This window comes from Streptomyces sp. NPDC002888, from assembly GCF_042888465.1.
GTDB lineage: Bacteria > Actinomycetota > Actinomycetes > Streptomycetales > Streptomycetaceae > Streptomyces.
In genome coordinates this window covers 331,071-357,372 of sequence record NZ_JBIAPU010000007.1, presented here as the reverse complement: position 1 = coordinate 357,372, position 26,302 = coordinate 331,071, and the positions used below count along the sequence as shown (strand labels likewise).

The following is a 26,302-nucleotide window of genomic DNA, read 5'->3' as shown; positions in this document are numbered from 1 at the left end:
CCACACCACGGGGGGACACACGCATGCCCGACACCGCCCGCGCCCGGCTCGCCGACGCCCGTCTCTACCTGTGCACGGACGCCCGCACGCGCCAGGGCGACCTGCCGCAGTTCCTGGACGCGGTCCTGGCCGGCGGTGTCGACATCGTGCAGCTGCGCGACAAGGGCATGGAGGCCGCCGAGGAGCTGGAGCACCTCGAGGTCTTCGCCGACGCCTGCGCCCGGCACGGCAGGCTGCTCGCGGTCAACGACCGCGCGGACGTCGCCCACGCCGCCGCCTCGGACGTCCTGCACCTGGGCCAGGGAGACCTCCCGGTGCCCGCCGCCCGCGCCGTCCTCGGCGACGACGTACTCATAGGCCGCTCCACGCACACCGAGTCGGAGGCCGCCGCGGCCGCCGTCCAGGAGGGCGTGGACTACTTCTGCACCGGCCCGTGCTGGCCGACCCCCACCAAGCCCGGTCGCCCCGCCCCCGGCCTCGACCTGGTCCGCCACACGGCCGCCCTGGGGACCGACCGCCCCTGGTTCGCCATCGGCGGCATCGACCTGAGCAACCTCGACGAGGTGCTGGAGGCGGGCGCCCGGCGTGTGGTCGTCGTCCGCGCGCTCACGGAGGCGGACGACCCGGGGGCGGCGGCGAGCGAGTTCGCCAAGCGGCTCCGGCAGGCCTGACCGCCCGGATCCCGGCCGTTTGTCCGATGGGTGGACAACAAACCGGCAAAGCGGGCAAATTTCCAGCATCCGGTTGGGGGACCGTCGCCCCCTGACTAACCTGCGGGTATGGCCCTCGGAACCGCATCCACCAGGACGGACCACGCGCGCACCGTTCGTGACATGCTCGCGACCGGCAAAACGACGTTCTCGTTCGAGTTCTACGCCCCGAAGACCCCGAAGGGCGAGCGGAACCTGTGGAACGCGCTGCGCCGTGTCGAGGCCGTGGCACCCGACTTCGTCTCCGTGACCTACGGCGCGGGCGGCTCCACCCGCGCGGGCACGGTCAAGGCGACCGAAGCCATCGCCTCGGACACCACCCTCACGCCGATCGCCCACCTCACGGCGGTCGACCACTCGGTCGCCGACCTGCGCAACATCATCGGCCAGTACGCCGACGCGGGGATCCGCAACATGCTGGCCCTGCGCGGTGACCCGCCGGGCGACCCGATGGGCGAGTGGGTGCCCCACCCGCAGGGCCTGGCGTACGCCGCCGAGCTCGTCGAACTCATCAAGGCGTCCGGCGACTTCTGCGTGGGCGTGGCGGCCTTCCCCGCGATGCACCCGCGCTCCAGCGAGTGGGACAGCGATGTCCGCCACTTCGTCGACAAGTGCCGCGCGGGCGCGGACTACGCCATCACTCAGATGTTCTTCCAGCCCGAGGACTACCTGCGACTGCGGGACCGCGTCGCGGCGGCCGGCTGCGACACCCCGATCATCCCCGAGGTCATGCCGATCGCCAGCGTGAAGACGTTGCAGCGTGTGCCGTCGCTCACCAACGCCGCCTTCCCGTCGGCGCTGAAAGAGCGGATCCTCACAGCAAAAGACGATCCGTCCGCTGTACGCTCCATTGGCATCGAATACGCCACGGAGTTCTGCGCTCGGCTGTTGGCCGAGGGAGTGCCCGGACTGCACTTCATCACGCTCAACAACTCCACGGCGACGCTGGAAATTCACGAAAACCTGGGCCTGCACCACCCGCCGCAGGCCTAGACCGGTCGCACCGACATACGACACACTGCGTAGCGGCCACTCTGAGAGGGGCGTACATGGGCTGGACGGTCCTCTACATCGCGTTCGGCATCGTCGCACTGTGGCTGCTCGGCGAGGTCCTGCTGCAGTACAAGGCACGGCTTCGCTGGCGGCTGCTCGCCTTCGTCGGCTTCGTCGGCGTCGTGCTCGGTGTGTTGATCCCGTCTGTCATCGTCATCGGGCTGGGCGCGGCCGCCTTCGCGGTCGGCCAGACCTACGTCACGCTGTCCTTCCGCCGCGGCTTCGCGGCCGGATGGGCCGTCAGCCGTCCCGGCGCCGAGGGCACCAAGCGCCGCCGCGGCAAGGGGGAGCGCCAGGAACCGACCCTCGAGGTCTCCGGCCTGGAGGCGGCCGAATCCGGCTACGGCGACGGTGCCTACAGCCCCGACAGCGCCTCGTACGGCCAGGACAAGGCCTCCTACGACGACTACGACCGTGACGACGTGTTCACGCCCGCCCGCACCGCCACGCCCACGGCCGCCGAGAGCACCGCCGTCTACGAGCCGCAGCCGATGCCGGACGACACCGGTTCGTACGGCATATACGCCGACTCCGCCGGCCACGGCGCGGACTCGTCGTTCGCGACCGCGGGCCAGCCCCAGGACCAGTACGCGACGGCCGACCAGGCCTACTCGTACGACGGCTACTCCGGCTACGGCCAGCAGTACGGCTACGACTCGACCGGCCAGCAGCAGTACGCCGCCTACTCCGACCCGTACATCGGCGGTCAGTCCTACGGCGGCTCGTACGACACCGGCTACGGCCAGCAGCAGTACGGCCAGCAGGGCTACGGGCAGGACCAGTACGCCACCGGCAACTACGGCGAGACCCCGCCCGGCGGTGTCTGGGTCCCGCAGCAGCGCAACACCGACGACCCGCTGGGCGGCGAGCTCCCGCCCGAGCAGCAGTACCCGTACCAGGGCGACGGGCAGCAGCAGGGGAACGGGTTCGGCGAGCAGTATCGGTTCTGAAGACCTCGGCGGTGAGGGCCGCCCGGCTCTACCGGGGCCTCACTGAGAGCCCCGGAAGTCCGGTCCCTCCACGATCAGCCCGGCCGCCAGCGCGCCCGACATGCCCGCATGGGGGAGGCCCCCGCCGGGGTGCGACCAGCCGCCGACGGTGAACAGGCCTGGCATACGGGTGGCGTTCGACGGGTGCAGCAGGCGGCCGTCCGCCCCGGCCAGCGCCGGCGCCGGGACCGCGCCCCCCTCCGCTCCGGTCGCGCCCGCGATGTCGGCCGGGGTGCGGACCTCGTGCCAGAGGAGGCGGGCGCGGAGGTCGGGTATCGCGCGCTCGGCGGTGGTGATCATGCGCTCGGCCTGATCGTCGTGGCCCTGCCCCGACTGTCCGGAGGGCACGGGAGCGGTGAGGGTGATCGCCTCGTGGTCGGGGTCCGGGGTCGACTCCGCGTCCTCGGGCCGCAGGACCGTCACCGTCGGATGCGCGGGCAGCCCCGGGTTCACACCGAACAGGCTCTCCAACTCGCCCTCCCGGTCCGCCGCGTGCACCACCGTCCGGTGAACCGCCCCCTCTTGGCGCCCGCCGCGCAGCGCCAGCAGGACCGTCAGACGACTCGGCAGGCCACGCTGCGGTGGGACCTCGCCGTCACCCGGGGCGGCTGTCTGCGTCCTCAGCGCGCCGGGGGCCACACCGGCGACCACGAAGTCCGCCTCCGCCACCGTCCCGTCGGCGAGCTCCACGCCCGCCGCCCGGCCGTCCTTCTCCAGGACCCCCGTCACCTCGGCGCCGAACACGAACTCCACCCTGCGGGCCACACACCGCTCGTACACCGCGCGCGCCAGCTCCCGGAGACCCCCGCGGACGTACCAGACACCGAAGGCGTGCTCCATGTACGGCAGCACGGCGGCGCTCGCCGGAGCGACGCGGGGGTCCAGGCCGCAGGCGAGCGCGTGGCTCTCCAGCAGGGCCGTGAGCCGGGGGTCGCGCAGCTCCCAGGAGCCGATCTCGGCGAGGGTGCCGGCGCGGCGGGTGCGCAGCAGCTTCTTGTGCGGGACCGACGGGTAGGGCTCGCGCTCGGCCAGGACCGACCAGTTCGGCCACAGGGGCTCCTCCAGGAGCGGCCTGCGGGTGCGGTCCCAGGTCTCGCGGGCCCGGACCAGGAAGTCGCCCCAGCGCTGCCCGGCGCCGGCCCCGAGCGCCTCGTCCAGGGCGGAGACGGCACCCGCGCGGGAGGCGTTCGGCAGGGACACGCGTGTGCCGTCCGCGAAGACATGGTGCGACGACGGGTCGACCTGGACCAGCTCGACGCACGCCTCCAGCGGTTCCTTGCCCGTCTTGACGAAGAGGTCGCGGTAGACCGCGGGCAGCGGCAGCAGTCCGGGGCCGGTGTCGAAGGAGAAGCCGTCCCGCTCGAAGCGGCGCACCGCTCCGCCGTACGTCTCCGTACGCTCGTACACCGCAACCCGGTGGCCCGCGACGGCCAGCCGGGCGGCGGCCGCCAGCGCGCCCATCCCGGCGCCGATCACCGCAATCCGTGCCATGCCTGCGACTTTATCGGTCGCTACTGACAGTCCGGCCCGGGCGGGGGAGTAGCGGCGCGGACGCGACGGTGACCATGCGGCGACGGAGCGTCCTGGGCCTGCGTGCGCAGGTCTGAGTACTCGTACTCAGGCACGGAGATGAGTACGCGCGCGGATGGGGTCCGACCTGCGTGAACGAGAGAGTGGAGACACGGAAAGGGGCACGGCTCCGGCACCGCCGACACGGGGCGGCGGAACGGTGCCGGCCCTCGACCGCTCCTTCCGCCGACACGGTCGGCGGGAGCGAGGCACGGGGGGAACCCCGGGGGAACGACCGAACGGGGGAAATCGGGGGAACAGGGGAAACGGGGGAGCACGCGGAAGCGCCGGTTCGACGGTGGCCCACGGGGGATGTGGCCACAGCGGACCGGCGCTTTCGCATGTGTGTGCGTCGGCTTCAGCGCCTGCCGCTCACCCGCCCCTGCAGGAGTCGCGACAGCGCCGAGTGGACATCGTCGAGGGAGCGCTCCGGCTGGAACGCCTGCCAGTCCAGGGCGGCCACCAGGACCATGCCGACCAGCGCGGCCGCGGTCAGCTGGACGTCGATCTCGTCGCTGAACTCGCCGCCCTCGATGCCTTCGCGCAGGACGCCCTCGACGACCGCCACCGCCTCCTGCCTGACCACCATGAGCGTGGACTGCCAGGCCCGGTTGGTGCGCCACAGCTCGGCCACGTACAGCTGAGTGAAGGCCGGGTAGCGGTCGATGAAGACGAGCCCCGCGCGGATCATCGCGTCCAGGGCGTCCACCTTGGTGCCGCCCTCGCGTGCCGTCCGCTCGGCCGCCTCCCTCAGGGAGGCGGTGAGGAGGCCCACTCCGTGCCGCAGCAGCTCCTCGAAGAGCACTGACTTGCTGGCGAAGTTGTAGTAGACGGTGCCCTTCGCGACGCCGGCCCGCTCGGCGATCTCGTCCACCGTGGTGGCGGAGAAGCCCTGTTCGGCGATGAGGGTGACGGCCGCCTCGTAGAGCTTCTGCCGGGTGGCCTCACGGCGCGAGCTGCCGCCCGACGTGGTGCTGCTGCTTTCCATGGCCCCGATTGTCACAGGAACCGTCTCCCCAAAGATCCGGACGTCACAGGCTCAGCTCCGGGTGCAGCCGGTCGAGCGTCCACACCTGGCGGCGGCGCGCCGACAGCGCGGTCAGCGCGAGAGCGCCGGCGGTGAAGGCGGCCAGCACCGCACACGCCGTCCACACCGGGCCGAGACCGCCGCCGGTGATGAGCCTGCGCAGGGCGTCGACGACGTAACTCATCGGCAGGAAGGGGTGCAGCGCGTTGAAGAAGCCCGGGCTGGTCTGCACGGGGTAGGTGCCGCCCGCGGACGTCAGTTGGAGCATCAGCAGGGCGAGGACCAGGATCCGGCCCGCCGCCCCGAACCGTGCGTTGAGCCATTGCACGAGCGCCGCGAAGCACGCCGTCACCAGGAACAGGAAGCCCACCGTCCCGGCCGCCCGCACCATCTCCAGGCCGACCGCCCAGTGCAGCACGGCCATCAGGGCCGCCGTCTGGAGCACCCCGACCGCCACCACCGGCAGCCAGCCGGCCAGGGCGATCCGCCACGCCGAGGCGCCCGTGGCGAGCGCCCGCCGGTTCATCGGGGGGATCAGCATGTACGCCACCATCGCGCCCACCCACAGGGACAGCGGGATGAAGTACGGGGCGAAACCGGTGCCGTAGTTGGGCGCCTTGTGCAGGTCCTGGGTGGCGAGCTGGACGGGGTCGGCCATGACGGCGGTGCGCCGGTCGCGGTCCTTCTTGTCGTAGTCCGGGATCTGCTCGGCCCCGTCGTGCAGGCCCCCGGCGAGCTTGCCGGAGCCGTCGACCAGCTTGAACATGCCGCCGTTGAGGTCGTCGGCGCCGGTCTTGAGCTTGCCGACGCCCTCGTCGAGGTCGACCGCTCCGGTCTTGGCGGTGCCCAGACCGGTGTGCAGCTTCTTCGCGCCCGCGGCGACCTTCTCGGCGCCGTCGTTCAGGTCGTTGACCTTGGTGACGGCGTCGTTGAGGTCCGTGGAGAGGTGGGGTGCGTCGTCGGCGAGCGCCTGGGCCTGCTTCTGGAGCGTCTCGAGGTGGGTGTCGAGCTTCTTCAGGTCCTCGTCGTGGCCGGTGACCAGCGTGTCGAGGTCCTCTGCGACGGTGGCCACGTCGGCCGCCGCGTCCTTGGCCTTCTTCAGGTCGGAGCAGGCGGAGTCGGGAAGTACCGGGGTCTCGCAGCGTGCCTTGTAGACGTCGTTCAGGTCGTCGGAGTCCGCGCGCGCGTTGTCGGCGGCGACCGGCGCCTGCTTCACCAGGGTGTCGAGGTCGTCGCGGATCGTTTCGGCCGAGTCGGCGACGAACTGGGCGGTGTCCCCGATGGCCTTCTCGTTGTCCTTCAGGAAGGGCCCCAGCTTCCCGTTGATCCCGTTGACCTTGTCGGCGAGCGTCTGGGTGCCTTCCGCGACCTTCTTCGAGCCGTCCTCCAGGCCGCTCGCGCCCTTGTTGAGCTTCTTCAGGCCCTTGGAGAGCTTGCCGCTGCCGTCCTCGGCGTCCTTCAGGCCGTCCGCGAGGTCCTTGGAGCCCTCCTCGGCCTTGCCGATGCCGCCCTTGAGCTTGTCGGCCCCGTCCGCCGCCTTCACCGTCTCGCCGTGGATGTCGGAGAACGAGACGAAGATCCGGTCCAGGAAGGAACGCGACGTCTTCGTGGACGCGGCCGTGCGCACCTCGCTGAAGACCGTCCGCGAGATCTGCCCGACGATGTAGTTGTTCGCGTCGTTCGTGCGCACCTGGAGCGCGCCCGCCTCGGGGGAGTCGCCCGAGCTGGAGGCGATGCGCCGACTGAAGTCGGCCGGCATGGTCAGCGACAGGTAGTACGTGCCGTCCTCCACGCCCGCGCGTGCCTGCGCCGCGCTCACCTCGTGCCAGTCGAACACGGCGCTGTCGCGCAGGCCCTCGGTGATGTCGTCGCCCGCGCGGAGTTTCTTCCCGTCGGCCGTCGCGCCCCTGTCGTCGTTCACGAGGGCCACGGGGATGCGGTCGAGGCGGCCGTACGGGTCCCAGAAGGACCACAGGTACAGGGCGCCGTACAGCAGGGGCAGCAGCAGAAGCGCGACCAGGGCGGCACGCGGCAGTCTGCCGCGGCCGAAGCGCCGGAGCTCAAGCGCCGCGAGTTTCGGCGACCGCATCGGGGTCCTCCTCCTTGTCGTCCTGTTCGGGGGCCGCCGGTGTTTCCCGGGTCGACACGGTCACCGCGCCCTCCGGGGCCTCGCTGCACACCGCCACGACCGTCGTCCCTGCCTCGGTGAGGGACCTCAACAGGGCCCAGATATCGGCCCGTTCGGCGTCGGAGAGCTTGAGGTCCGTGTCGTCGACACCGAGCAGCCGCGGGCGGCCGACGAGGGCGAGGGCGACGGACAGGCGCAGGGCCTGCACGCGTTCCAGATCGCGTACGGCCGTCCGCGGCCCCTTGGGCAGCGCCTCCCGGTCGAGGCCGGCGGCGGCCGACGCGTTGTCGACGCGCAGCGTCGCCTCGGTCGAGCGCTCGGCGCGCGACCGCAGCAGCCCCCGTACGGTGCCGCCGAACCGCCGCTCCAGCAGGGCCCGTTCGCGCAGGTGCTCCCCGACGGTCAGGGCGGGGTCGAGGTCGGTGACGCCCGGGACGTGGGCGAGCGCGCTCGCGCGGCGCAGGGCCGCCATCCGCCGGGGCAGTTCGAAGCCGCCGACGATCGCGGTCCCTTCCGTGGGCTTCATCCGCCCGGTGAGGGCGAGCAGAAGGCTCGTACGCCCCGAGCCCGACGGTCCCTCGATCGCGATCAGCGAGCCGGGTTCCGCGTCGACGGTGACCCCGCGGAACGTCCAGCCGCGGGGTCCTTTCAGCCCGAGGGCGCGGGCCGTGACGGCCAGGCCGTCCTGGGTTCCCCCCATGGTCATCCCCTGATGGAGAGTTTTTGAACTGACTGGTCAGTGCAAAAACTAACCCGAACTGTCGATCGAAGCAAAGGCCCAGGTCAGAACGGATTGTCAGTGCCATACCTCACGATGGGCACATACGGCCACAGTGCCGTCACCCAGACGACAGGAGGTTCGTCATGGCCAGCTACCACGCAGCCGCCGCCCGTCGGCGCCGCGCCACCGGCCCTGCCCCCTCACTGACCGGACCGGCGAGCGACGTACACCCCGTGCTCCGCCGGTCCTCGGCCCCGCCCGCCGCCCTCGATCTGCTCGCCCAGGCCCGGGCCGGACTCGACGAGGCAGCCGTCCTCGAAACGCCCAACGAGTGCTATGCGACGGCACACCTGGCCGCCCTGCGCACCGCGGCCGCCGTGCTTGCCGCCCGCGGGCGCCCCGAACCCACGACCCGGCGCCGGGCCCGCATCCGCAGCGCCTGGGAAGTGCTCCCCGAGATCGCGCCCGAACTCACCGAGTGGAGCGCGCTGTTCGCCTCAGGGGCCCGGCGCCGCGCCCGGGCCGAGGCGGGCATCCAGGGCGCGGCAACCCGACGGGACGCCGACGACCTGATACGCGACGCGGCGATGTTCCTGCGCCTGGTCGAGCGGATGCTGGTCCTCCAGCCGGTCCTCCCACAGCCCCGCCAGGACCCGGAGGGGGGAGACGACCCACACGACGGGGCGGCGATGCCGGACGCGGGCTGACGGCACCTGGGCTGATCGCGTGCTCGTGATGCGTGGTCCGGCGTGCGAGACGGTCGTGGGTGTGCGGTGCCGGGGTGACCGGGTCCGGTGCCGGAGGCAATAGGGTGGAGGGCGCCTGAAGCCTCCCCTCCGGTGCCTCCGGAAAGGGAGGCAGCCCGTCCGCTCCGCTCCGCTCAGGACGCGGGGCCGCGCCGAGGAGTCAACTGCCGTGTCGGACCCGATGCGACCCCGCGCCTCTCTCCGTACCGCCGTGGTCTGGGAGGTCCTCCAGGACGCCCTCGACCGCCGCGTCAAGGCCACGGGTCGGGAGTCGCTGGACGTCCTCGACACCGGAGGCGGCAGCGGCAAGTTCGCCGTGCCCGTCGCCCGCCTCGGCCACCGGGTCACCGTCGTCGACCCCAGCCCCAACGCGCTGTTCGCCCTGGAGCGCCGCACCGCCGAGGCCGGCGTCGCCGACCGCGTCCAGGGCGTCCAGGGCGACGCCCACGGCCTGTTCGACGTGGTCGAGCGCGGCGGGTACGACGTCGTGCTGTGCCACGGCGTCCTGGAGTACGTCGACGACCCGGCCGAGGGCATCGGCAACGCCGTGGCCGCCCTGCGCTCCGAGGGGGTCCTCAGCCTGCTCGCCGCCGGTCTCGGCGGTGCCGTGCTCGCGCGCGCCCTCGCCGGTCACTTCAAGGAGGCCAGGCAGGCCCTCGACGACCCGAACGGCCGTTGGGGCTCGGGTGATCCCGTGCCGCGCCGCTTCACCGCCGACCAGCTCACCGCGCTGGTCGAGGGCGCGGGGCTGACCGTCGGCGCCGTGCACGGCGTGCGGGTCTTCGCCGATCTCGTCCCCGGCGTGCTCGTCGACACCGAGCCCGGAGCGCTGGAGGCGCTGCTGAAGCTGGAGGAGGCCGCGGCCGAACTCCCGGCCTTCCACTCCGTGGCCACGCAACTTCATGTACTCGGCGAGACCCGGGGTGCCGCCGAGGCGTGAGCCGCCTCCCGTGGCATACCGCTGATCAGCGCCTCGGCTGCGGATGGAGTACGCCACAGGCCCCCCGTTCGGGCGCTGTGCGCCGTATGATCGAGGGAGACCACCCGGCATGACGGGTCGGCTGCTGGGGAATGGAATCTTCAGCGAGCCGGGCTGCTTCATGACGGATTCCGGTTGGCCAATTGGCGTAGAGGGGCGGGTTTCACGGGGGCGATTCCCTGCCTATCCTGAAGGGACCCCCCGGGTCGCCCCGGCGACTGCACGATGAGGAGGACTCCGTGCCGCTCTCGGAGCACGAGCAGCGCATGCTCGAGCAGATGGAGCGAGCGCTGTACGCCGAAGATCCCAAGTTCGCGACAGCGCTCGAGGGAAGCGGACTGCGTACGTACACCCGGCGACGGGTCTACCAGGCGGTCGCGGGCTTCCTCGTAGGTATCGCGCTCCTCATGGCCGGAATGGTCGCCAAGCAGGTGTGGCTCAGCGTGGTGGGCTTCCTGGTCATGCTGGGTTGTGCCGTGCTCGCCGTGACCGGCTGGCGCAAGGCTCCCAAGCCGGGCGAACAGCCCACCGGGGCCGCGCCGCACGCTCGCCGTCAGAGCCGCTCGAGACGCTCCATGATGGACCGCATCGAGCAGCGCTGGCAGCGCCGCCGCGACGAGCAGGGCCACTGACGGCCCTACCTACGGCTCCTGCATACAGACGCAGTGAGGGGGTGACCACCACCGGGTGGTCACCCCCTCAAGCATGCGCAGACCCCGATCCAGAGCGGGACGACGCGGAGCCGCCAGCAGGATGGGCGGGCGGGACCGGCGCAGTGCCTCTGGCAGGGGAGCGGGCGGGACCGGTGCAGTGCCTTTGGCAGGGGAGCGGGCGGGACCGGCGCGGTGCCTTTGGCAGGGGAGCGGGCGGGACCGGCGCAGAGCCTCCGGCAGGAGAGCCGGGGGCCCGGCGCAGAGCCTCCGGCAGGAGGGGCGAGCGGGGACAGCACACTGCCTCCGGGAGAACGGGCGGGCGCGCCCGGCGCAGTGCCTCTGGGGGAGTGGGCGAGCGGGACGGCCTACTGCCCTCGCCAGGAATGCGAGCGGGACGGCCCCCAGCCTCTGGCAGGGCGAAGGCGAGCGGGACCGGCACAGTGCCCCGCAAGAAGGGCGCAGGGCAGCGGCCCCCGTGTCGCGACAAAGCGGTGCCTGTGCTGCGACCAGCGGCCCCCGCCCCCGGAAACCCCGGGGCAGGGGCCGCTCTCCGTCTCTGGCGTCAGCCGCTCTGCTGGCCCGACGGGCGGCGCAGCAGGTTCGCCCGGCGGGTGGCCCAGCGGGCCTTCAGGGACGTCCAGCGGTCGGAGAGGTCCCACACCGCGCGGACGGCCGAGCGGGGCGCGACGACCGCACGCAGCCTGGTGGTCCAGTCGGCCCTGGAGCGCAGCGCCACCCGCAGCCCGCGCACGTCGTCGGCCAGCCCGGCCTCCGCCCGCGGCTGAGGCGCGAACAGCACCTGCTCCACGGCGCCCGCCACGCGGTGCACCGACGCGGCCGTGGGCTCGTCGAGCTCCCCGAGCCGCACGATCCGGGCCGCCGCCTTCCGCGGCGTCAGGGCGTCGTCCGGTGCGACGCCGTAGTCCCACGCCGTGTCGGTGAGCTCACGCCAGACCGCCAGGACATGCCCGACGGCCACCTCGGTGACCTGCCTCGACGGCATCTCGCCGGGCACCGCGTCCACGGAGATCTCACCCGTGTACTCCTCGCCCCCGCGCTCCTTGTCCCGCACCCCGGACGGCCCGGTGGCCGACGCCGTGTGCTGGGCCGAGGCCAGCCGCACCGAGCGCCTTCTGAACCGCCAGAGCATCGGCAGCAACGGCAGGACCACCGCCGCGACGCCCAGGAGCGTCCACCAGAGGATCTTGTACCAGGGCGGGCTCGCCTCGTCCGTCTGGCCCGGGTCCAGCGGCAGCGCGCCACTGCACCCCTCGACCTTCTTCTGCTCCGCCGAGCAGCTCGTGCTCGCCGACGGCGCGGTCGACGGAGCCGCGTCCGCGGAACGCGAGGCCTGCGGCAGGTCCGGGAGGGTGCTGCCCGGTGTGTCCGGCAGCGTGTACGGAGGAGTCGTACCGCGGTTGGGGGTGGGCTCGAAGCGGGTCCAGCCCACGCCCTCGAAGTACAGCTCGGGCCAGGCGTGGGCGTCCTTCAGGCCCACCGACACCGAACCGTCCGCCTGCGGGGAACCCGGCGCGAAGCCCACCGCGACCCGCGCAGGTATGCCCAGCGTGCGGGCCATCGCCGCCATCGCGAAGGAGAAGTGGACGCAGAAGCCCTGCTTGTCCCGCAGGAAGCGGGCGATCGCGTCGGGCCCGGTGCCGACCTCCACCTCGGTGTCGTAGGTGAACCCGCCGGTCACGGCGAAGTAGTCCTGGAGCTTGACCGCCCGCTCGTAGTCGCTCGCCGAGCCCTTGGTCACCTGGCGGGCTGTCCGGGACACCACCGCGGGCAGCGAGTCCGGCACCTTGGTGTACTGGTCCTTCAGGGACCCCGGTGGCGCCGGCGCGTCCTCGAGCTGCTGCGCCGTCGGCTCCACGTCGAGGCTGGTCACCTCGTAGGTCGCCCCGCGCGTCTTCTGGCCGTGGTCGCCGACGAGGGTCATGCCGACCGGTTCGTAGCGCCAGTTGCCCTTGATCTTGACGCCGCTCGGCGGGTACGGCATCGGCAGCCAGTCCTGGGCGTACCAGTCGGCGGCCGAGACACGGGTGCGGACCTCGGAGCGCCGGACGTCGGGGCCCAGGCCGGGCGGCGTGGGCAGCTCGTCCGGCAGGGCGACGATGTGCCGTTTGGACGGCTTCCAGGTGGTGCCGTCGAAGTCGTCCAGGGAGACGATCCGCAGGTAGAGACTCGAGATGTCGCTCGTGCTCGTGCGCAGGGAGAGCACCTGGCGGTCCTCGTCCACGTTCAGACTGTCGCGCAGTGACACCAGCGGGTTCACCGCGGAGATCGTGCCCCCGCCGCCGGTCCCCACCCCGACCCCGGTCCGGGCGCTGTCCAGCAGGCCGCCCTCTATCGCGGGCAGCGGCAGCAGCGGCACCACGAGGGCGACGCCCAGCGCGACCGCGCCGATGCGGCGCCCGGTGCGCACGGGTGCCACCGGACTGGACCCGCCGCCCCCGGAGCGCGCCGCGCCGCCGAAGACCCGGCCCCACTGGGAGAGCCGCTCCCGCCCCTCGGCGAGCAGCAGCATCAGATAGCCGGCCGACGCGACCAGGAACCACAGCCAGTCGGCCGCGCCGTCGGCCAGCCCCGCGGCCACGGAGTACAGCGCGAGCAGCGGCAGACCGGCCGGGGCCGCGCTGCGGAAGGTCACCGCGAGGGTGTCCACCATCAGCCCGATGACCAGCACACCGCCGATGAGCATCAGCCGGATGCCGTCCGACAGCGGCGCCGGGATCGCGTACCGCGCCACGTCGTCCGTGCCCTGTTGGAGCAGGTCGGCGAAGTGCCCGAAGGCCTCGGGCCCGGGGATCAGCCCGGCGAACGCCTGCTCCCGGGCGAACGTCAGGGTCAGCAGCATCAGCGTGACCACGGTCTGTGCCGCCACCGTGAGCGGCCGGGCCAGCGGCACCCGCCGGGTGAGCGCGCCGACCCCGGACTGGATCCCGAGCAGGGCGGCGGCCTGGAGGATCCATGTGGCCGGGTCGACCAGGGGCAGCAGGGCGCACGACGCCATCAGCGTGGCCGCCCAGGCGCACAGGGTCAGTCGTGCCCGCCCGCTCATGAACCCGCCTTTCCACTCGCCGCCACGACGCCCGTGCGCTCACGGTCCGCCTGCCGCCACAGGTCGTTCAGCGGAGTGCCCCGCGGCACGCTCAGGGCCGTCCAGCCCGCCTCGCGCAGCATCCGCAGCCGCTCCTCCGTCCTGTTCATCGGTCCGGCCGCGTCATTCGGTTCACGCACCCAGGTGTCGCTGTCCAGCACGAAGGCGAGGGCGCCGCCGCTGCGCTGGCGCATCTTGGCCGCCACCGTGGCCTGTTCCTCGTCGAGGTCGCCGAAGAAGGCCACCAGCAGCCCCTCGTTGCCGCCGCGCAGCACGTCGTAGGACCGGGACAGGCCCGTGCCGTCCGAGTGGTCGATCACGGCGAGGGTGTCCATCATCAGCCCGGCCGCGTCCGCCGACTCCTGGCTCGCGCCGGCGAACCCGTCGGCGCCCTCGCCGGGCACGGAGTTCCCGCTGTCGGTGAGCAGCCGTACGGAGAAGCCCCGCTCCAGCATGTGCACCAGCACGGACGCGGTGCCGGAGACCGCCCACTCGAAGGCCGAGTCGGGGCCGGCGCCCTGGAAGGCGATGCCCCGGGTGTCGAGCAGCACCGTGCAGCGGGAGCGCTGCGGCTGCTCCTCGCGGCGCACCATCAGCTCGCCGTAGCGCGCGGTCGAGCGCCAGTGCACCCGGCGCAGGTCGTCGCCGTAGCGGTACTCGCGCGGGATCACGTCGTCCTCGCCGGCCAGGGCGAGCGAGCGCTGCCGTCCGTCGCCGTAGCCCCTGGCCTCGCCGCTGAAGCGCACCGGTGACAGCGGCTCCACGCGCGGGATCACCGTCAGGGTGTCGTGCGTGGAGAAGGACCGGGTCAGCTCGCACAGGCCGAACGGGTCGTTCAGGCGCAGTTGCAGTGGGCCCAGCGGATAGCGGCCGCGCAGGTCGGAGCGGACCCGGTAGGACACCTCCCGCCGGCCGCCCGCCTCGACCCGGTCGAGGACGAAGCGGGGGCGCGGGCCGAGGACGTAGGGCACCCGGTCCTGGAGCATGAGCAGGCCGGTGGGCAGCCGGGAGACGTTGTCCATCCGCAGATGGACACGGGCCTCGCTGCCCGCGGGCACGCGCGCGGGGGAGAGCCGGCGGCTGCCGGCGACCCGGTAGCGGGTGCGGTAGAGGACGCCCGCGCAGACCAGCGGCAGCACGGCGAGCAGCAGGCCGACGCGGAGCAGGTCGGCCTGGCCGAGGACGTACGCGCAGATCGCGGCGGCGATCCCGGCGGCCAGGAAGGAGCGTCCGCGGGTGGTCAGGCCGGCCAGGGCCGTGCGGACCCCGCCCTTCTCGGCCCGGCCGGGTTCCGCGTGCCCCGTACTGCCGGAGGTCATCACAGCCTCCGCGGCGGCTGCTGGCCGTAGGCCTGTGTGCCGGTGCCCAGGCCGCCGTAGCCCTGCTGCTGGGGGGCCGCGGGGACAGGGGTCTGCTGGAGGATCTCCTGGACGACCTGTTCCGCCGTACGGCGGTTGAGCTGGGCCTGCGCGGTGGGCAGCAGACGGTGCGCCAGAACAGCGATGGCAAGCGCTTGCACATCGTCCGGCAGCGCGTACTCCCGGCCACTGAGGGCGGCGGACGCCTTCGCCGCGCGCAGCAGGTGCAGCGTGGCGCGTGGCGAGGCACCGAGTCTGAGGTCGGGGTGGGTGCGGGTGGCGGCGACCAGGTCGACCGCGTACCGCCGGACCGTGTCGGCGACGTGGACGCCGCGGACGGCGTCGATCAGCTTCAGGATCTCGTGCGCGTGCGCCACCGGCTGGAGATCGTCCAGGGGGCTGACCCCGCCGTGCACGTCGAGCATCTGGAGCTCGGCCTCCGCGCTCGGGTAGCCGATGGAGACGCGGGCCATGAAGCGGTCGCGCTGGGCCTCCGGCAGCGGGTAGGTGCCCTCCATCTCGACCGGGTTCTGCGTGGCCACCACCATGAAGGGACTGGGCAGTTCGTAGGTCTGCCCGTCGATGGTGACCTGACGCTCCTCCAGGGACTCCAGGAGCGCCGACTGCGTCTTGGGCGAGGCCCGGTTGATCTCGTCGCCGATCACGATCTGCGCGAAGATCGCGCCCGGCTTGAACTCGAAGTCCCGGCGCTGCTGGTCCCAGATGGACACACCCGTGATGTCCGACGGGAGCAGGTCGGGCGTGAACTGGATACGGCGCACCGTGCAGTCGATGGAGCGCGCCAGCGCCTTCGCGAGCATGGTCTTGCCCACGCCGGGGACATCCTCGATCAGAAGATGCCCCTCGGCGAGCAGCACGGTCAGCGAAAGCCGTACGACCTCGGGCTTGCCCTCGATCACCTGCTCCACAGAACTGCGGACCCGCTCCACCGTGGCAGTCAGATCAGTAAGGCTCGCACGCTCGTCATAGGTCGTCACCCGGCCCTCCTCGGCCCGTTCTTTCTCCGGGCCGACGCGTTACGCTGCGGACCGGCCCACCCCGAATCACGGACACCACCCGCGAAATGCTCAGTGGCGCCACACCCGCATTCTTGCTGCCGTTACCGATTCGTGTCACTCGCCTGTGGACAACTGCCCGCGATATGTCGGCCTTAACGCCTTATGCGGGCGGAGGGGCGGGAGTTTTCCGAGGAACGAGTGTCACGTGGGATGATTACGCCGGGTCGATCTCGCGCAGCAGACCCGTCTTCACGTCGAACACGAACCCGCGCACGTCGTCGGTGTGCAGCAGGAACGGCGAGGTGCGCACCCGCTGCATCGACTGCCGGACGTCCTGATCGACGTCTCGGAAGGCCTCCACGGCCCAGGCGGGGCGCTGGCCGACCTCCATCTCCAGTTCGGTACGGAAGTCCTCGGTGATCGCCTCCAGGCCGCAGCCCGTGTGGTGGATCAGCACGACGCTGCGCGTGCCCAGCTTGCGCTGGCTGATGGTGAGCGAGCGGATCACGTCGTCGGTGACCACACCGCCCGCGTTGCGGATGGTGTGACAGTCGCCGAGCTCCAGGCCGAGCGCGGCGTGCAGGTCGAGACGGGCGTCCATACAGGCCACGACCGCGACCTGCAGGACGGGCCGGGCGTCCCTGCCGGGGTCGGCGAACGCTGCGGCGTACCGCTCGTTCGCCTCGACGAGGCGGTCGGTGACGGTGCCGGTCGGTATGGCGCCTTCGGACGTGGCGGGAACGGATGCGGAGGTCGTCATATTCATGACGGTACTGGTCACGGCGGTTCCGGTCCTGCGGTGAGATGGGAAAAAGACCGTCATGACGGTCTGTGTGAGGTAATCCACAGAGGTGATGAGAGCGCGCCCACCCGGGTCCTTTTACCCAGTTTGTCGCGTGGTGCACGCGTCCGTCCGCGACGCGCAGGCCGGTTGATTGACCGCGTGACACGGTGCACTAAAGTGACGCGAAGCGGGAGGCGAGGCCCTCCCTGCTGGACTGAATCCCCCGGGATCCGGCGAGCCCGCCGGAGATCTCCCCCACGTGCGCGGCGCGTACGGACGGCTCGGCCTCGCGTACGGCCCGCGCCGGACCTGAGAGGGCCCCTTGAGCCAGAGTCGACACGTCCCGGTGATGCTCCAGCGGTGCCTGGACCTGCTGGCACCCGCGCTGGAGGGCCCGGGAGCGGTGGTCGTCGACTGCACCCTCGGCCTCGGCGGCCACAGCGAGGCCCTGCTGGAGCGGTTTCCCGAGGCCCGGCTCGTCGCCCTGGACCGCGACAAGGAGGCCCTGCGCCTGTCCGGCGAGCGGCTGGCGCCGTACGGGGAGCGCGCCACCCTCGTGCACGCGGTCTACGACGAGCTGCCCGACGTGCTCGACCGGCTCGGCATCGCGCGCGTGCAGGGCGTCCTCTTCGACCTCGGCGTCTCCTCGATGCAGCTCGACGAGGCCGACCGCGGCTTCGCCTACGCCCAGGACGCCCCCCTCGACATGCGCATGGACCAGACGACCGGCGCGAGCGCGGCCGAGGTCCTCAACACCTACCCGCCCGGCGAACTCGTGCGGATCCTGCGCGCCTACGGCGAGGAGAAGCAGGCCAAGCGGATCGTCGGCGCAGTCGTGCGCGAGCGCGAGAAGGAGCCGTTCAGCAACAGCGCGCGGCTCGTCGAGCTGATCCGGGACGCTCTCCCGCAGGCCGCCAAGCGCACCGGCGGCAACCCCGCCAAGCGCACCTTCCAGGCACTGCGCATCGAGGTCAACGGGGAGCTGACCGTCCTGGAGCGTGCGATCCCGGCCGCCGTGAAGACGCTCGACGTCGGCGGGCGGATCGCCGTGCTGTCGTACCACTCGCTGGAGGACCGGCTGGTCAAGCAGGTCTTCGCGGCCGGCGCCGCCTCCACCGCCCCGCCCGGCCTGCCGGTGGTCCCCGAGCGCTACCAGCCCCGGCTCAAGCTGCTCACGCGCGGTGCCGAACTTCCCACCGAGGAAGAGGTCGCCGAGAACCGGCGGGCGGCCCCGGCGCGGCTGCGCGGGGCCCAGCGCATCAGGGAGGACGTGGAGTGACGCAGGCCATGGGGCGGGCGGCCGGGTTGGAAACTCGAACTCAGGGGAGGGCGGGTGAGTAGGAAACCCGAACTGAGAGGGAGGGCTGCCCGGCTCGCCCGGCTCTTCCCCGGCGCGACGAGTTCCGGCCAGGCGGCCCGCACGCCCTTCGTCCTCCTCGTCGTCCTGCTCCTCGGCGGCGGCCTCATCGGACTGCTGGTGCTGAACTCCGCGCTCAGCGAAGGCGCGTTCAAGATGGACGACCTGCAGCGGGACACCAAGAACCTCACCGACGAGGAACAGGCCCTCCAGCGGGACATCGACGCCTACTCCGCCCCCGACGCCCTCCAGCGGCGCGCCCGCGAGCTCGGCATGGTGCCCGGCGGCGACCCCGCCTTCCTCGACCGCGACGGCACCGTCAAGGGCGTCCCCAGCCCCGCCCCGGCCTCCGGCGGTGGGCAGACGTCCATGGGCGCCCCGCTGGTCCTCGCCCCCGAGGCACTGACCGCGCCCCCCGCGGCCGCCCCCGCCCCCGCGCAGCCCTCCACACCCACCACGACCCCCGGCAGGTGACGGAAGTGTCCGACAGGGAACCGCCGCGCCGCCGCGTGCCCGGCCCCGCCCGGCCCGCCCGACCCGGCAATCAGCGGCGCCCCGGCCCCGGCGCCCGCCCGGCCCGCCGCCCGGCCCCGCCCCGCCCCGGGGCCCCGCGCATCATCCGGCTGGGCAGCCCCCGCCCCCGGCTGCGCCTGGTCGGCCTGGCACTGGCCCTGGTGATGATCGCCTTCGTCGTACGGCTGCTGCAGGTCCAGGCGGTCGACGCGAGCACGTACGCCGCCAAGGCCGAGCGCAACCGCTACGTCGGCTACGTCCTGGCCGCCGAGCGCGGCGGCATCACCGACCGCTCCGGCGTGGCCCTCGCCACCAGCGTCGACGCCTACGACATCACGGCCGACCCCACGATGTTCACCAGCAAGCAGCTGAAGGTCGGCGACGGACCTGAGCAGGCGGCCGCGCTGCTGGCGCCGATCCTCGGCCAGGACCAGGAGACGCTGATCACGAAGCTGAAGGCGAAGGGGCAGTACGTCATGCTCGCCCGCCGGCAGACCCCCCAGGTCTGGAAGCAGATCAAGGACCTGCGGACCGCGCTCGTCGCCAAGGGCAAGACCGACCCCTCCACCGCCAACGTCCTCTCGGGCGTCTTCGCGGTGTCCAGCAGCAAACGCGTCTACCCCAACGGCGACCTCGCCGCCGGGATACTGGGGTGGGTCAACGACGAGGGCAAGGGCGGCGGCGGTGTCGAGCAGCAGCTGAACGGCCTCCTCGCCGGCAAGGACGGCAAGATCCGCTACGCCCAGTCCGGCGGCCGCCAGGTCCCCACCGCGGGCTCCACCGAGACGCCCGCCGTGCCCGGGGCCGACGTCGAGCTGACCATCGACCGCGACATCCAGTGGGCCGCGCAGAACGCCATCACCCAGCAGGTGAAGGAGTCCGCGGCGGACCGTGGCTACGTGATCGTCCAGGACGCCCGGACCGGTGAGGTCCTCGCCATGGCCAACTCGCCCGGCTTCGACCCCAACGACCTCTCCCAGGCCAACTCGGCCGCCATGGGCAACGCGGCCCTCCAGGACGCCTACGAGCCCGGCTCCACCGCCAAGGTCATGTCCATGGCCGCAGTGCTGGAGGAGAACGCCGCCACGCCACAGACGCACGTCGTCGTGCCCAACCGGCTGCACCGCGGCGACCGGCTGTTCAAGGACGACATCGACCACCCGACCTGGTATCTCACCCTCAACGGCGTGCTCGCCAAGTCCAGCAACATCGGCACCATCCTGGCGACCGGCCAGCTCGGCAAGACGCAGGCCGAGGCCAACCAGGTCCTCTCGTCCTACCTCCGCAAGTTCGGCATCGGCGCCTACACCGGACTCGACTTCCCCGGCGAGACCAAGGGCATCCTGGCGCCGGCGGACAAGTGGTCGACCTCGCAGCAGTACACGATTCCTTTCGGCCAGGGCGTGTCCATGAACGCGATGCAGGCGGCGTCGGTCTACTCGACGATCGCCAACGGCGGCGTACGCGTCGAACCGACGCTCGTGCGCGGCACGAAGGGACCCGACGGACGTTTTGAACCCGCCCCGAAGCCCAAGAAGACAAGGGTCGTCAGCGCGAAGACGGCGAAGACCCTCGCCCAGATGCTGGAGTCGGTGGTGGACGACGAGGAAGGCACGGGGACCAAGGCGCGCATCCCCGGCTACCGGGTGGCGGGCAAGACCGGCACGGCCAACCGCGTGGATCCGGCCACCGGCAAGTACCACGGCTACACCTCTTCGTTCGCCGGATTCGCCCCCGCCGACAAGCCCCGCATCACCGTCTACTGCGCCATCCAGAACGCGACCAAGGGCAGCTACTTCGGTGGCCAGATCTGTGGCCCCGTCTACAAGCAGGTGATGGAGTTCGCGCTGAAGTCGCTCCAGATCCCGCCCACGGGAGCGAAGGCCGCCAAGCTGCCCGTCACCTACCGACCCTGATCGGCGCAACCAGCCAGGAACGATCCGTGACCATGATCACTCCCGATCCCGGGGACCGCACCCCGCCCACCCCCTCGCCCATCCCCTCACCCACGCCCTCGCTTCGCTCCGGAGCGGGTGCGCCCGGTACGCTCACCGCCGTGCCACACGCTGATCAGTCCCAAATCACCCAGAAGGGCCACCCCGTGACATATCCGGGACCGCCCAGGCCGGTCCAGATCTCCGCCGCACCCCTCGCGGAGCTCGCCGATCAGCTGGGTGCCGAGCCGCCGGAGAGTGCCGCCGAGGTCACGGGCATCACCCATGACTCGCGCGCGGTCCGCCCCGGCGACCTGTACGCCGCCCTGCCGGGCGCCCGCCTGCACGGCGCCGACTTCGTCACCCAGGCCGCGGGCCTGGGCGCCGTCGCCGTGCTGACCGACCCGACGGGCGCCGAGCGCGCCGCGGCCACCGGCCTGCCGGTCCTGGTCGCGGACGACCCGCGCGCACGGATGGGCGCACTGGCGGCCACGATCTACGGCCACCCCGGCCGGGACCTGCTGCAGATCGGCATCACCGGCACCTCCGGCAAGACCACCACCGCCTACCTCGTCGAGGGCGGCCTGCGAGCGGGCAACCGTGCCACCGGGCTGATCGGCACGGTCGAGATGCGCATCGGCGACGAACGCATCAAGTCCGAGCGCACCACCCCCGAAGCCACCGACCTGCAGGCCCTGTTCGCGGTCATGCGGGAGCGCGGCGTCGAGGCGGTCGCGATGGAGGTCTCCAGCCACGCCCTGGTCCTCGGCCGGGTCGACGGCTGTGTCTTCGACATCGCAGTCTTCAACAACCTCAGCCCGGAACACATGGAGTTCCACTCCGGCATGGAGGACTACTTCCAGGCCAAGGCGCAGCTGTTCACGCCGAAACGCAGCAAACTCGGCGTGGTCAACCTCGACGACGAGTACGGCCGGCGCCTCGCCGAGGAGGCCACCGTCCCCGTCGTCACCTTCTCCGCCGAGGGCCACCCCGACGCCGACTGGCGCGCCGAGGACGTCGAGGTCGGCCCGCTGGACTCGACCTTCACGATCGTCGTGCCCGACGGCCGGCGCGTCACCGCCAAGTCGCCGCTGGCGGGCCCCTTCAACGTGGCCAACAGCCTCGCCGCCGTCGTCGCCCTCGCCTGCGCCGGCCTCGACCCGCAGACCGCAGCCGACGGCGTCGCCGCCGTGCCGGGTGTGCCCGGGCGGCTGGAGCGCGTGGACGCCGGGCAGCCGTACCTCGCGGTCGTCGACTACGCCCACAAGACGGACGCCGTCGAGTCGGTGCTGCGCGCCCTGCGCAAGGTCACCAAGGGCCAGGTGCACATCGTGGTCGGCTGCGGCGGCGACCGCGACCGGACCAAGCGCGGCCCGATGGGCGCCGCCGCGGCGCGCCTCGCCGACACAGCCGTACTGACCGCGGACAACCCCCGCTCCGAGGACCCCCTGGCGATCCTCGCCACGATGCTGGAGGGCGCGGCGTCCGTGCCCTCGCACGAGCGCGGCGAGGTGCTGCTGTTCGAGGACCGGGCCGCGGCGATCGAAGCCGTCGTCGCCCGCGCACAGCCCGGGGACACCGTGCTGATCGCGGGCAAGGGCCACGAGCAGGGCCAGGACATCGCCGGGGTGGTGCGTCCCTTCGACGACCGCCAGGTGCTTCGCGAAGCTATCCAGAAGACCCAGGGATGAACTTGTGATCGCCCTCTCTCTCGCCGAGATCGCAGCAGCCGTCGGCGGGCAGACGCACGACATACCGGATCCGTCGGTGCAGGTCACCGGGCCGGTGGTCCGGGACTCCCGTGAGGTGGTGCCCGGCAGCCTGTTCGCCGCCTTCGTCGGCGAGCGCGTCGACGGCCACGACTACGCACCGGCAGTGGTCCAGGCGGGCGCGGCAGCCGTTCTGGCGTCGCGCCCCGTCGGCGTGCCCGCGATCGTCGTCGAGGACGTCCAGACGGCCCTCGGCGCCCTCGCCCGGCACGTCGTGCACCGACTCGGCACGACCCTCGTGGCTCTCACCGGCTCGGCGGGCAAGACCAGCACCAAGGACCTCATCGCGCAGGTGCTCCAGCGCAAGGGGCCGACGGTGTGGACGCCCGGATCGTTCAACAACGAGATCGGGCTGCCGCTGACCGCGCTCAGCGCCACCGAGGAGACCCGGTTCCTCGTCCTGGAGATGGGCGCGCGCGGCGTCGGCCACATCCGCTACCTCACCGGTCTGACGCCCCCGAAGATCGGCCTCGTGCTCAACGTCGGCACCGCCCACATCGGCGAGTTCGGCGGACGCGAGCAGATCGCACAGGCGAAGGGCGAACTCGTGGAGGCCCTTCCCGCGGCGGAGGAGGGCGGTGCCGCGATCCTCAACGCCGACGATCCGTTGGTCCGGGCCATGGCCTCCCGTACCAAGGCGAAGGTGATCCTTTTCGGAGAGTCCGGCGAAGCGGACGTACGCGCCGAGAACGTGCGACTCACGGACAGCGGACAGCCCGCCTTCAGCCTTCACACACCCTCCGGGTGCAGTGATGTGACCATGCGCCTGTACGGTGAGCACCACGTGTCGAACGCGCTCGCCGCGGCCGCCGTCGCCCATGAGCTGGGCATGTCCGCGGAAGAGATCGCCACCGCGCTTTCCCAGGCGGGCTCCCTCTCCCGCTGGCGGATGGAGGTCACCGAGCGCCCGGACGGCGTGACGATCGTCAACGACGCCTACAACGCGAACCCTGAGTCCATGCGAGCGGCCCTGCGTGCGCTTGCAGCGATGGGCGGAGCCTCACGGGCACAGGGGGGTCGGACCTGGGCGGTGCTCGGCAAGATGGCCGAGCTCGGGGACGAGGCGCTCGCCGAGCACGACGCGGTCGGACGGCTCGCCGTCCGACTCAACGTCAGCAAGCTCGTCGCGGTCGGGGGAATCGAAGCCTCCTGGCTGCAACTGGGCGCATATAACGAGGGTTCGTGGGGTGAGGAGTCGGTGCACGTGTCCGACGCACAGGCGGCGGTCGACCTGTTGCGCAGCGAGTTGCGCCCGGGAGACGTCGTACTCGTGAAGGCGTCCCGTTCGGTCGGGCTCGAGAGCGTGGCGCAGGCGCTCATCGAGACCGGTGCCGAGGGTGAGGTTGCCGCCCGATGATGAAGCAGATCCTGTTCGCAGGAGTCATTGGCCTGTTCCTGACCTTGATCGGCACCCCGCTGCTGATCAAGCTCCTGGCCCGCAAGGGGTACGGCCAGTACATCCGCGACGACGGCCCGCGCGAGCACGCCAGCAAGCGCGGTACGCCGACCATGGGTGGTATCGCCTTCATCCTGGCGACGGTCGCCGCGTACTTCCTGTCCAAGGTGATCACGGGCAAGCCGGTGACCTATTCAGGTGTGCTGGTGCTCGGCCTGATGGTCGGCATGGGGCTGGTCGGCTTCCTCGACGACTACATCAAAATCGTCAAGCGGCGTTCGCTGGGTCTGCGGGCCAAGGCGAAGATGGCCGGCCAGCTGCTCGGCGGTATCGCCTTCGCGGTGCTCTCGCTGCAGTTCGCGGACTCCCGCGGCAACACCCCGGCCTCGACGAAGCTGTCGTTCATCACGGACTTCGGCTGGACGATCGGCCCCGTGCTGTTCGTCGTCTGGGCGCTGTTCATGATCCTCGCGATGTCGAACGGCGTGAACCTGACGGACGGTCTGGACGGCCTCGCCACCGGCGCCTCCGTGCTGGTCTTCGGCGCCTACACCTTCATCGGCGTCTGGCAGTACCAGGAGTCCTGCGCCAACGGCGAGACCCTGACCAACCCGAACGCCTGCTACGAGGTGCGCGACCCACTCGACCTCGCGGTCGTCTCCGCCGCGCTGATGGGCGCCTGCCTCGGCTTCCTGTGGTGGAACACCTCGCCCGCCAAGATCTTCATGGGTGACACCGGTTCGCTGGCGCTCGGCGGTGTGCTCGCCGGCCTCGCGATCTGCTCCCGCACCGAGCTGCTGCTCGCACTGCTCGGCGGCCTGTTCGTGCTCATCACCATGTCGGTGGTCATCCAGGTCGGCTCCTTCCGCCTGACCGGCAAGCGCGTCTTCCGCATGGCGCCACTTCAACATCACTTCGAACTCAAGGGCTGGTCCGAAGTCCTTGTGGTGGTCCGCTTCTGGATCATCCAGGGCATCTGTGTGATTGTCGGACTGGGCCTCTTCTACGCGGGATGGGCAGCGGACAAGTGACCGACTGGCAGGGAAAGAACGTCACCGTCGCCGGGCTCGGCGTCTCCGGCATCCCGGCGGCCAAGGTGCTGCACGGGCTCGGCGCGAAGGTCACCGTCGTCAACGACGGCGACGACGCCCGCGCGCGGGAGCAGGCCGCCGAACTTCAGGCGCTCGGTGTCACCGTGCGCCTCGGTGACGGGGCGACCCTGCCCGAGGGAACCGAGCTGATCGTCACAGCGCCCGGCTGGAAGCCGGACAAGCCGCTGTTCGCGGCGGCGCGCGACGCCGGCGTGCCGGTCTGGGGCGATGTCGAGCTGGCCTGGCGGCTGCGGGGCCCCGACGCCGCACCCTGGCTGGCCGTCACCGGCACCAACGGCAAGACCACCACCGTCCAGATGCTCGCCTCCATCCTGAAGGCGGCGGGCCTGCGCACGGCCGCCGTCGGCAACATCGGCGTCTCGCTGCTCGACGTGGTCCTCGGCGAGGAGCAGTACGACGTCCTGGCGGTGGAGCTCTCCAGCTACCAGCTCCACTGGGCGCCCTCCCTGCGCGCCCACTCGGCCGCCGTCCTCAACCTCGCCCCCGACCACCTCGACTGGCACGGCTCCATGGAGGCGTACGCGGCCGACAAGGGCCGTATCTACGAGGGCAACCGGGTCGCCTGCGTCTACAACGCCGCCGACAAGGCCACCGAGGACCTGGTGCGCGAGGCGGACGTCGAGGAGGGCTGCCGGGCCGTCGGCTTCACCCTCGGCACCCCGGGCCCCTCCCAACTCGGCGTCGTGGAGGGCATCCTGGTCGACCGCGCCTTCGTCGAGAACCGGCAGAAGAACGCCCAGGAGCTGGCGGAGGTCTCCGACGTCAACCCGCCCGCCCCGCACAACATCGCCAACGCCCTCGCCGCCGCGGCTCTCGCCCGGGCCTTCGGAGTGCCCGCCAAGGCCGTACGGGACGGCCTGCGGGCCTTCACCCCGGACGCCCACCGCATCGCACACGTGGCCGACGTGGACGGCGTCTCCTACGTCGACGACTCCAAGGCCACCAACACCCACGCGGCGGAAGCCTCGTTGGCGGCGTACGAGTCGATCGTGTGGATCGCGGGCGGCCTCGCCAAGGGCGCGAACTTCGACGAACTGGTCGCGGGGTCGGCGAAGCGGCTGCGCGGGGTCGTCCTCATCGGCGCCGACCGCGCGCTCATCCGTGAAGCCCTCGCGCGACACGCCCCCGAGGTACCCGTCGTCGACCTCGACCGGACCGACACTGGGGCGATGCTCCAGGCCGTCCAGGAGGCGAAGCGGCTCGCGGTCGCGGGCGACACGGTGCTCCTCGCCCCCGCCTGCGCCTCCATGGACATGTTCACCAACTACAACAAGCGCGGTGACGCGTTCGCGGAAGCGGTTCGCGAACTCGGCGCGGGCACCTGACGGCGGGGCTTGGCCACGGCGGGTGCATCGGGACCCTTGGAGGGACGCGTGACTCGG

General features: G+C 71.9%; 21 protein-coding genes. 13 read left to right on the top strand and 8 right to left on the bottom strand.

Features of this window, described 5'->3' with window-relative positions:
- The first annotated feature begins 23 nt into the window (after positions 1–23).
- The 3 genes from thiE (at position 24) to ACFYWX_RS14835 (ending at position 2,713) form a co-directional block, all read left to right on the top strand.
- Positions 24–671: a thiamine phosphate synthase gene (gene thiE, locus ACFYWX_RS14845; protein ID WP_389424392.1), complete on the top strand. Its 648-nt coding sequence runs from the start codon at positions 24–26 to the stop codon at positions 669–671.
- Between the two features lie 108 nt (positions 672–779).
- Complete coding sequence (gene metF, locus ACFYWX_RS14840) at positions 780–1,703, top strand: methylenetetrahydrofolate reductase [NAD(P)H] (RefSeq protein WP_389424391.1); 924 nt, start codon at positions 780–782, stop codon at positions 1,701–1,703.
- A 56-nt stretch (positions 1,704–1,759) separates the two neighbouring features.
- Positions 1,760–2,713 (top strand): hypothetical protein, encoded by a 954-nt coding sequence (locus ACFYWX_RS14835; RefSeq protein ID WP_389424390.1) that lies wholly within the window; start codon positions 1,760–1,762, stop codon positions 2,711–2,713.
- Positions 2,714–2,752: 39 nt separating this feature from the next.
- On the opposite strand, the gene ACFYWX_RS14830 is transcribed toward ACFYWX_RS14835, so the two are convergent.
- The 4 genes from ACFYWX_RS14830 to ACFYWX_RS14815 form a co-directional block, all read right to left on the bottom strand.
- Entirely contained in the window at positions 2,753–4,243 is a 1,491-nt protein-coding gene (locus ACFYWX_RS14830) for a phytoene desaturase family protein (RefSeq protein WP_389424389.1), read from the bottom strand.
- Positions 4,244–4,679: 436 nt separating this feature from the next.
- Entirely contained in the window at positions 4,680–5,309 is a 630-nt protein-coding gene (locus ACFYWX_RS14825; RefSeq protein WP_389424388.1) for a TetR/AcrR family transcriptional regulator, read from the bottom strand.
- 43 nt (positions 5,310–5,352) lie between these two features.
- Complete coding sequence (locus ACFYWX_RS14820; RefSeq protein ID WP_389424387.1) at positions 5,353–7,437, bottom strand: YhgE/Pip family protein; 2,085 nt, start codon at positions 7,435–7,437, stop codon at positions 5,353–5,355.
- The gene (locus tag ACFYWX_RS14815; protein WP_389424386.1) at positions 7,409–8,176 is read right to left on the bottom strand and encodes an ATP-binding cassette domain-containing protein; all 768 of its coding nucleotides are present in this window, start codon (positions 8,174–8,176) and stop codon (positions 7,409–7,411) included. Before ACFYWX_RS14815 ends, ACFYWX_RS14820 begins: the two co-directional genes overlap by 29 nt.
- A gap of 164 nt (positions 8,177–8,340) precedes the next feature.
- On the opposite strand from ACFYWX_RS14815, the gene ACFYWX_RS14810 reads away from it, so the two are divergent.
- The 3 genes from ACFYWX_RS14810 to ACFYWX_RS14800 all read left to right on the top strand — a co-directional run bounded on the left by ACFYWX_RS14810 (position 8,341) and on the right by ACFYWX_RS14800 (position 10,554).
- Positions 8,341–8,904: an SAV_6107 family HEPN domain-containing protein gene (locus ACFYWX_RS14810; protein WP_389424385.1), complete on the top strand. Its 564-nt coding sequence runs from the start codon at positions 8,341–8,343 to the stop codon at positions 8,902–8,904.
- Positions 8,905–9,112: 208 nt separating this feature from the next.
- Positions 9,113–9,883 carry a methyltransferase gene (locus ACFYWX_RS14805; RefSeq protein ID WP_389424384.1) on the top strand — a complete coding sequence of 257 codons (771 nt, stop codon included), beginning with the start codon at positions 9,113–9,115 and terminating at the stop codon, positions 9,881–9,883.
- A 278-nt stretch (positions 9,884–10,161) separates the two neighbouring features.
- Positions 10,162–10,554, top strand: a complete 393-nt coding sequence (locus ACFYWX_RS14800; protein WP_389424383.1) for a DUF3040 domain-containing protein — start codon at positions 10,162–10,164, stop codon at positions 10,552–10,554.
- A 583-nt stretch (positions 10,555–11,137) separates the two neighbouring features.
- Here ACFYWX_RS14800 and ACFYWX_RS14795 read toward each other — a convergent pair.
- The 4 genes from ACFYWX_RS14795 to ACFYWX_RS14780 form a co-directional block, all read right to left on the bottom strand.
- Positions 11,138–13,639 (bottom strand): DUF3488 and DUF4129 domain-containing transglutaminase family protein, encoded by a 2,502-nt coding sequence (locus ACFYWX_RS14795; protein WP_389424382.1) that lies wholly within the window; start codon positions 13,637–13,639, stop codon positions 11,138–11,140.
- Complete coding sequence (locus ACFYWX_RS14790; protein ID WP_389424381.1) at positions 13,636–14,997, bottom strand: DUF58 domain-containing protein; 1,362 nt, start codon at positions 14,995–14,997, stop codon at positions 13,636–13,638. Before ACFYWX_RS14790 ends, ACFYWX_RS14795 begins: the two co-directional genes overlap by 4 nt.
- Entirely contained in the window at positions 14,997–16,034 is a 1,038-nt protein-coding gene (locus ACFYWX_RS14785) for an AAA family ATPase (protein ID WP_389424380.1), read from the bottom strand. The genes ACFYWX_RS14790 and ACFYWX_RS14785 overlap by 1 nt, the downstream gene beginning before the upstream one ends.
- A gap of 235 nt (positions 16,035–16,269) precedes the next feature.
- Complete coding sequence (locus ACFYWX_RS14780) at positions 16,270–16,878, bottom strand: beta-class carbonic anhydrase (RefSeq protein WP_389424379.1); 609 nt, start codon at positions 16,876–16,878, stop codon at positions 16,270–16,272.
- 283 nt (positions 16,879–17,161) lie between these two features.
- Between ACFYWX_RS14780 and rsmH the strand changes: the two genes are divergently transcribed.
- The 7 genes from rsmH to murD are packed head-to-tail and all read left to right on the top strand — an operon-like array spanning position 17,162 to position 26,245.
- On the top strand, positions 17,162–18,118 hold the full coding sequence (gene rsmH / locus ACFYWX_RS14775; protein ID WP_389424378.1) for a 16S rRNA (cytosine(1402)-N(4))-methyltransferase RsmH: 957 nt from the start codon (positions 17,162–17,164) through the stop codon (positions 18,116–18,118).
- A 54-nt stretch (positions 18,119–18,172) separates the two neighbouring features.
- Positions 18,173–18,670, top strand: coding sequence for a septum formation initiator family protein (locus tag ACFYWX_RS14770; protein ID WP_389424377.1), 498 nt, complete (start codon positions 18,173–18,175; stop codon positions 18,668–18,670).
- A gap of 5 nt (positions 18,671–18,675) precedes the next feature.
- A complete protein-coding gene (locus ACFYWX_RS14765) occupies positions 18,676–20,625 on the top strand; it encodes a peptidoglycan D,D-transpeptidase FtsI family protein (RefSeq protein ID WP_389424376.1) in 1,950 nt (649 codons plus the stop codon).
- Between the two features lie 26 nt (positions 20,626–20,651).
- Entirely contained in the window at positions 20,652–22,334 is a 1,683-nt protein-coding gene (locus ACFYWX_RS14760) for a UDP-N-acetylmuramoyl-L-alanyl-D-glutamate--2,6-diaminopimelate ligase (RefSeq protein WP_389424375.1), read from the top strand.
- A gap of 4 nt (positions 22,335–22,338) precedes the next feature.
- Entirely contained in the window at positions 22,339–23,769 is a 1,431-nt protein-coding gene (gene murF / locus ACFYWX_RS14755; protein WP_389424374.1) for a UDP-N-acetylmuramoyl-tripeptide--D-alanyl-D-alanine ligase, read from the top strand.
- Complete coding sequence (mraY, locus tag ACFYWX_RS14750) at positions 23,766–24,839, top strand: phospho-N-acetylmuramoyl-pentapeptide-transferase (protein WP_389424373.1); 1,074 nt, start codon at positions 23,766–23,768, stop codon at positions 24,837–24,839. Before murF ends, mraY begins: the two co-directional genes overlap by 4 nt.
- Complete coding sequence (murD, locus tag ACFYWX_RS14745; protein ID WP_389424372.1) at positions 24,821–26,245, top strand: UDP-N-acetylmuramoyl-L-alanine--D-glutamate ligase; 1,425 nt, start codon at positions 24,821–24,823, stop codon at positions 26,243–26,245. Before mraY ends, murD begins: the two co-directional genes overlap by 19 nt.
- Positions 26,246–26,302 lie beyond the last annotated feature (57 nt).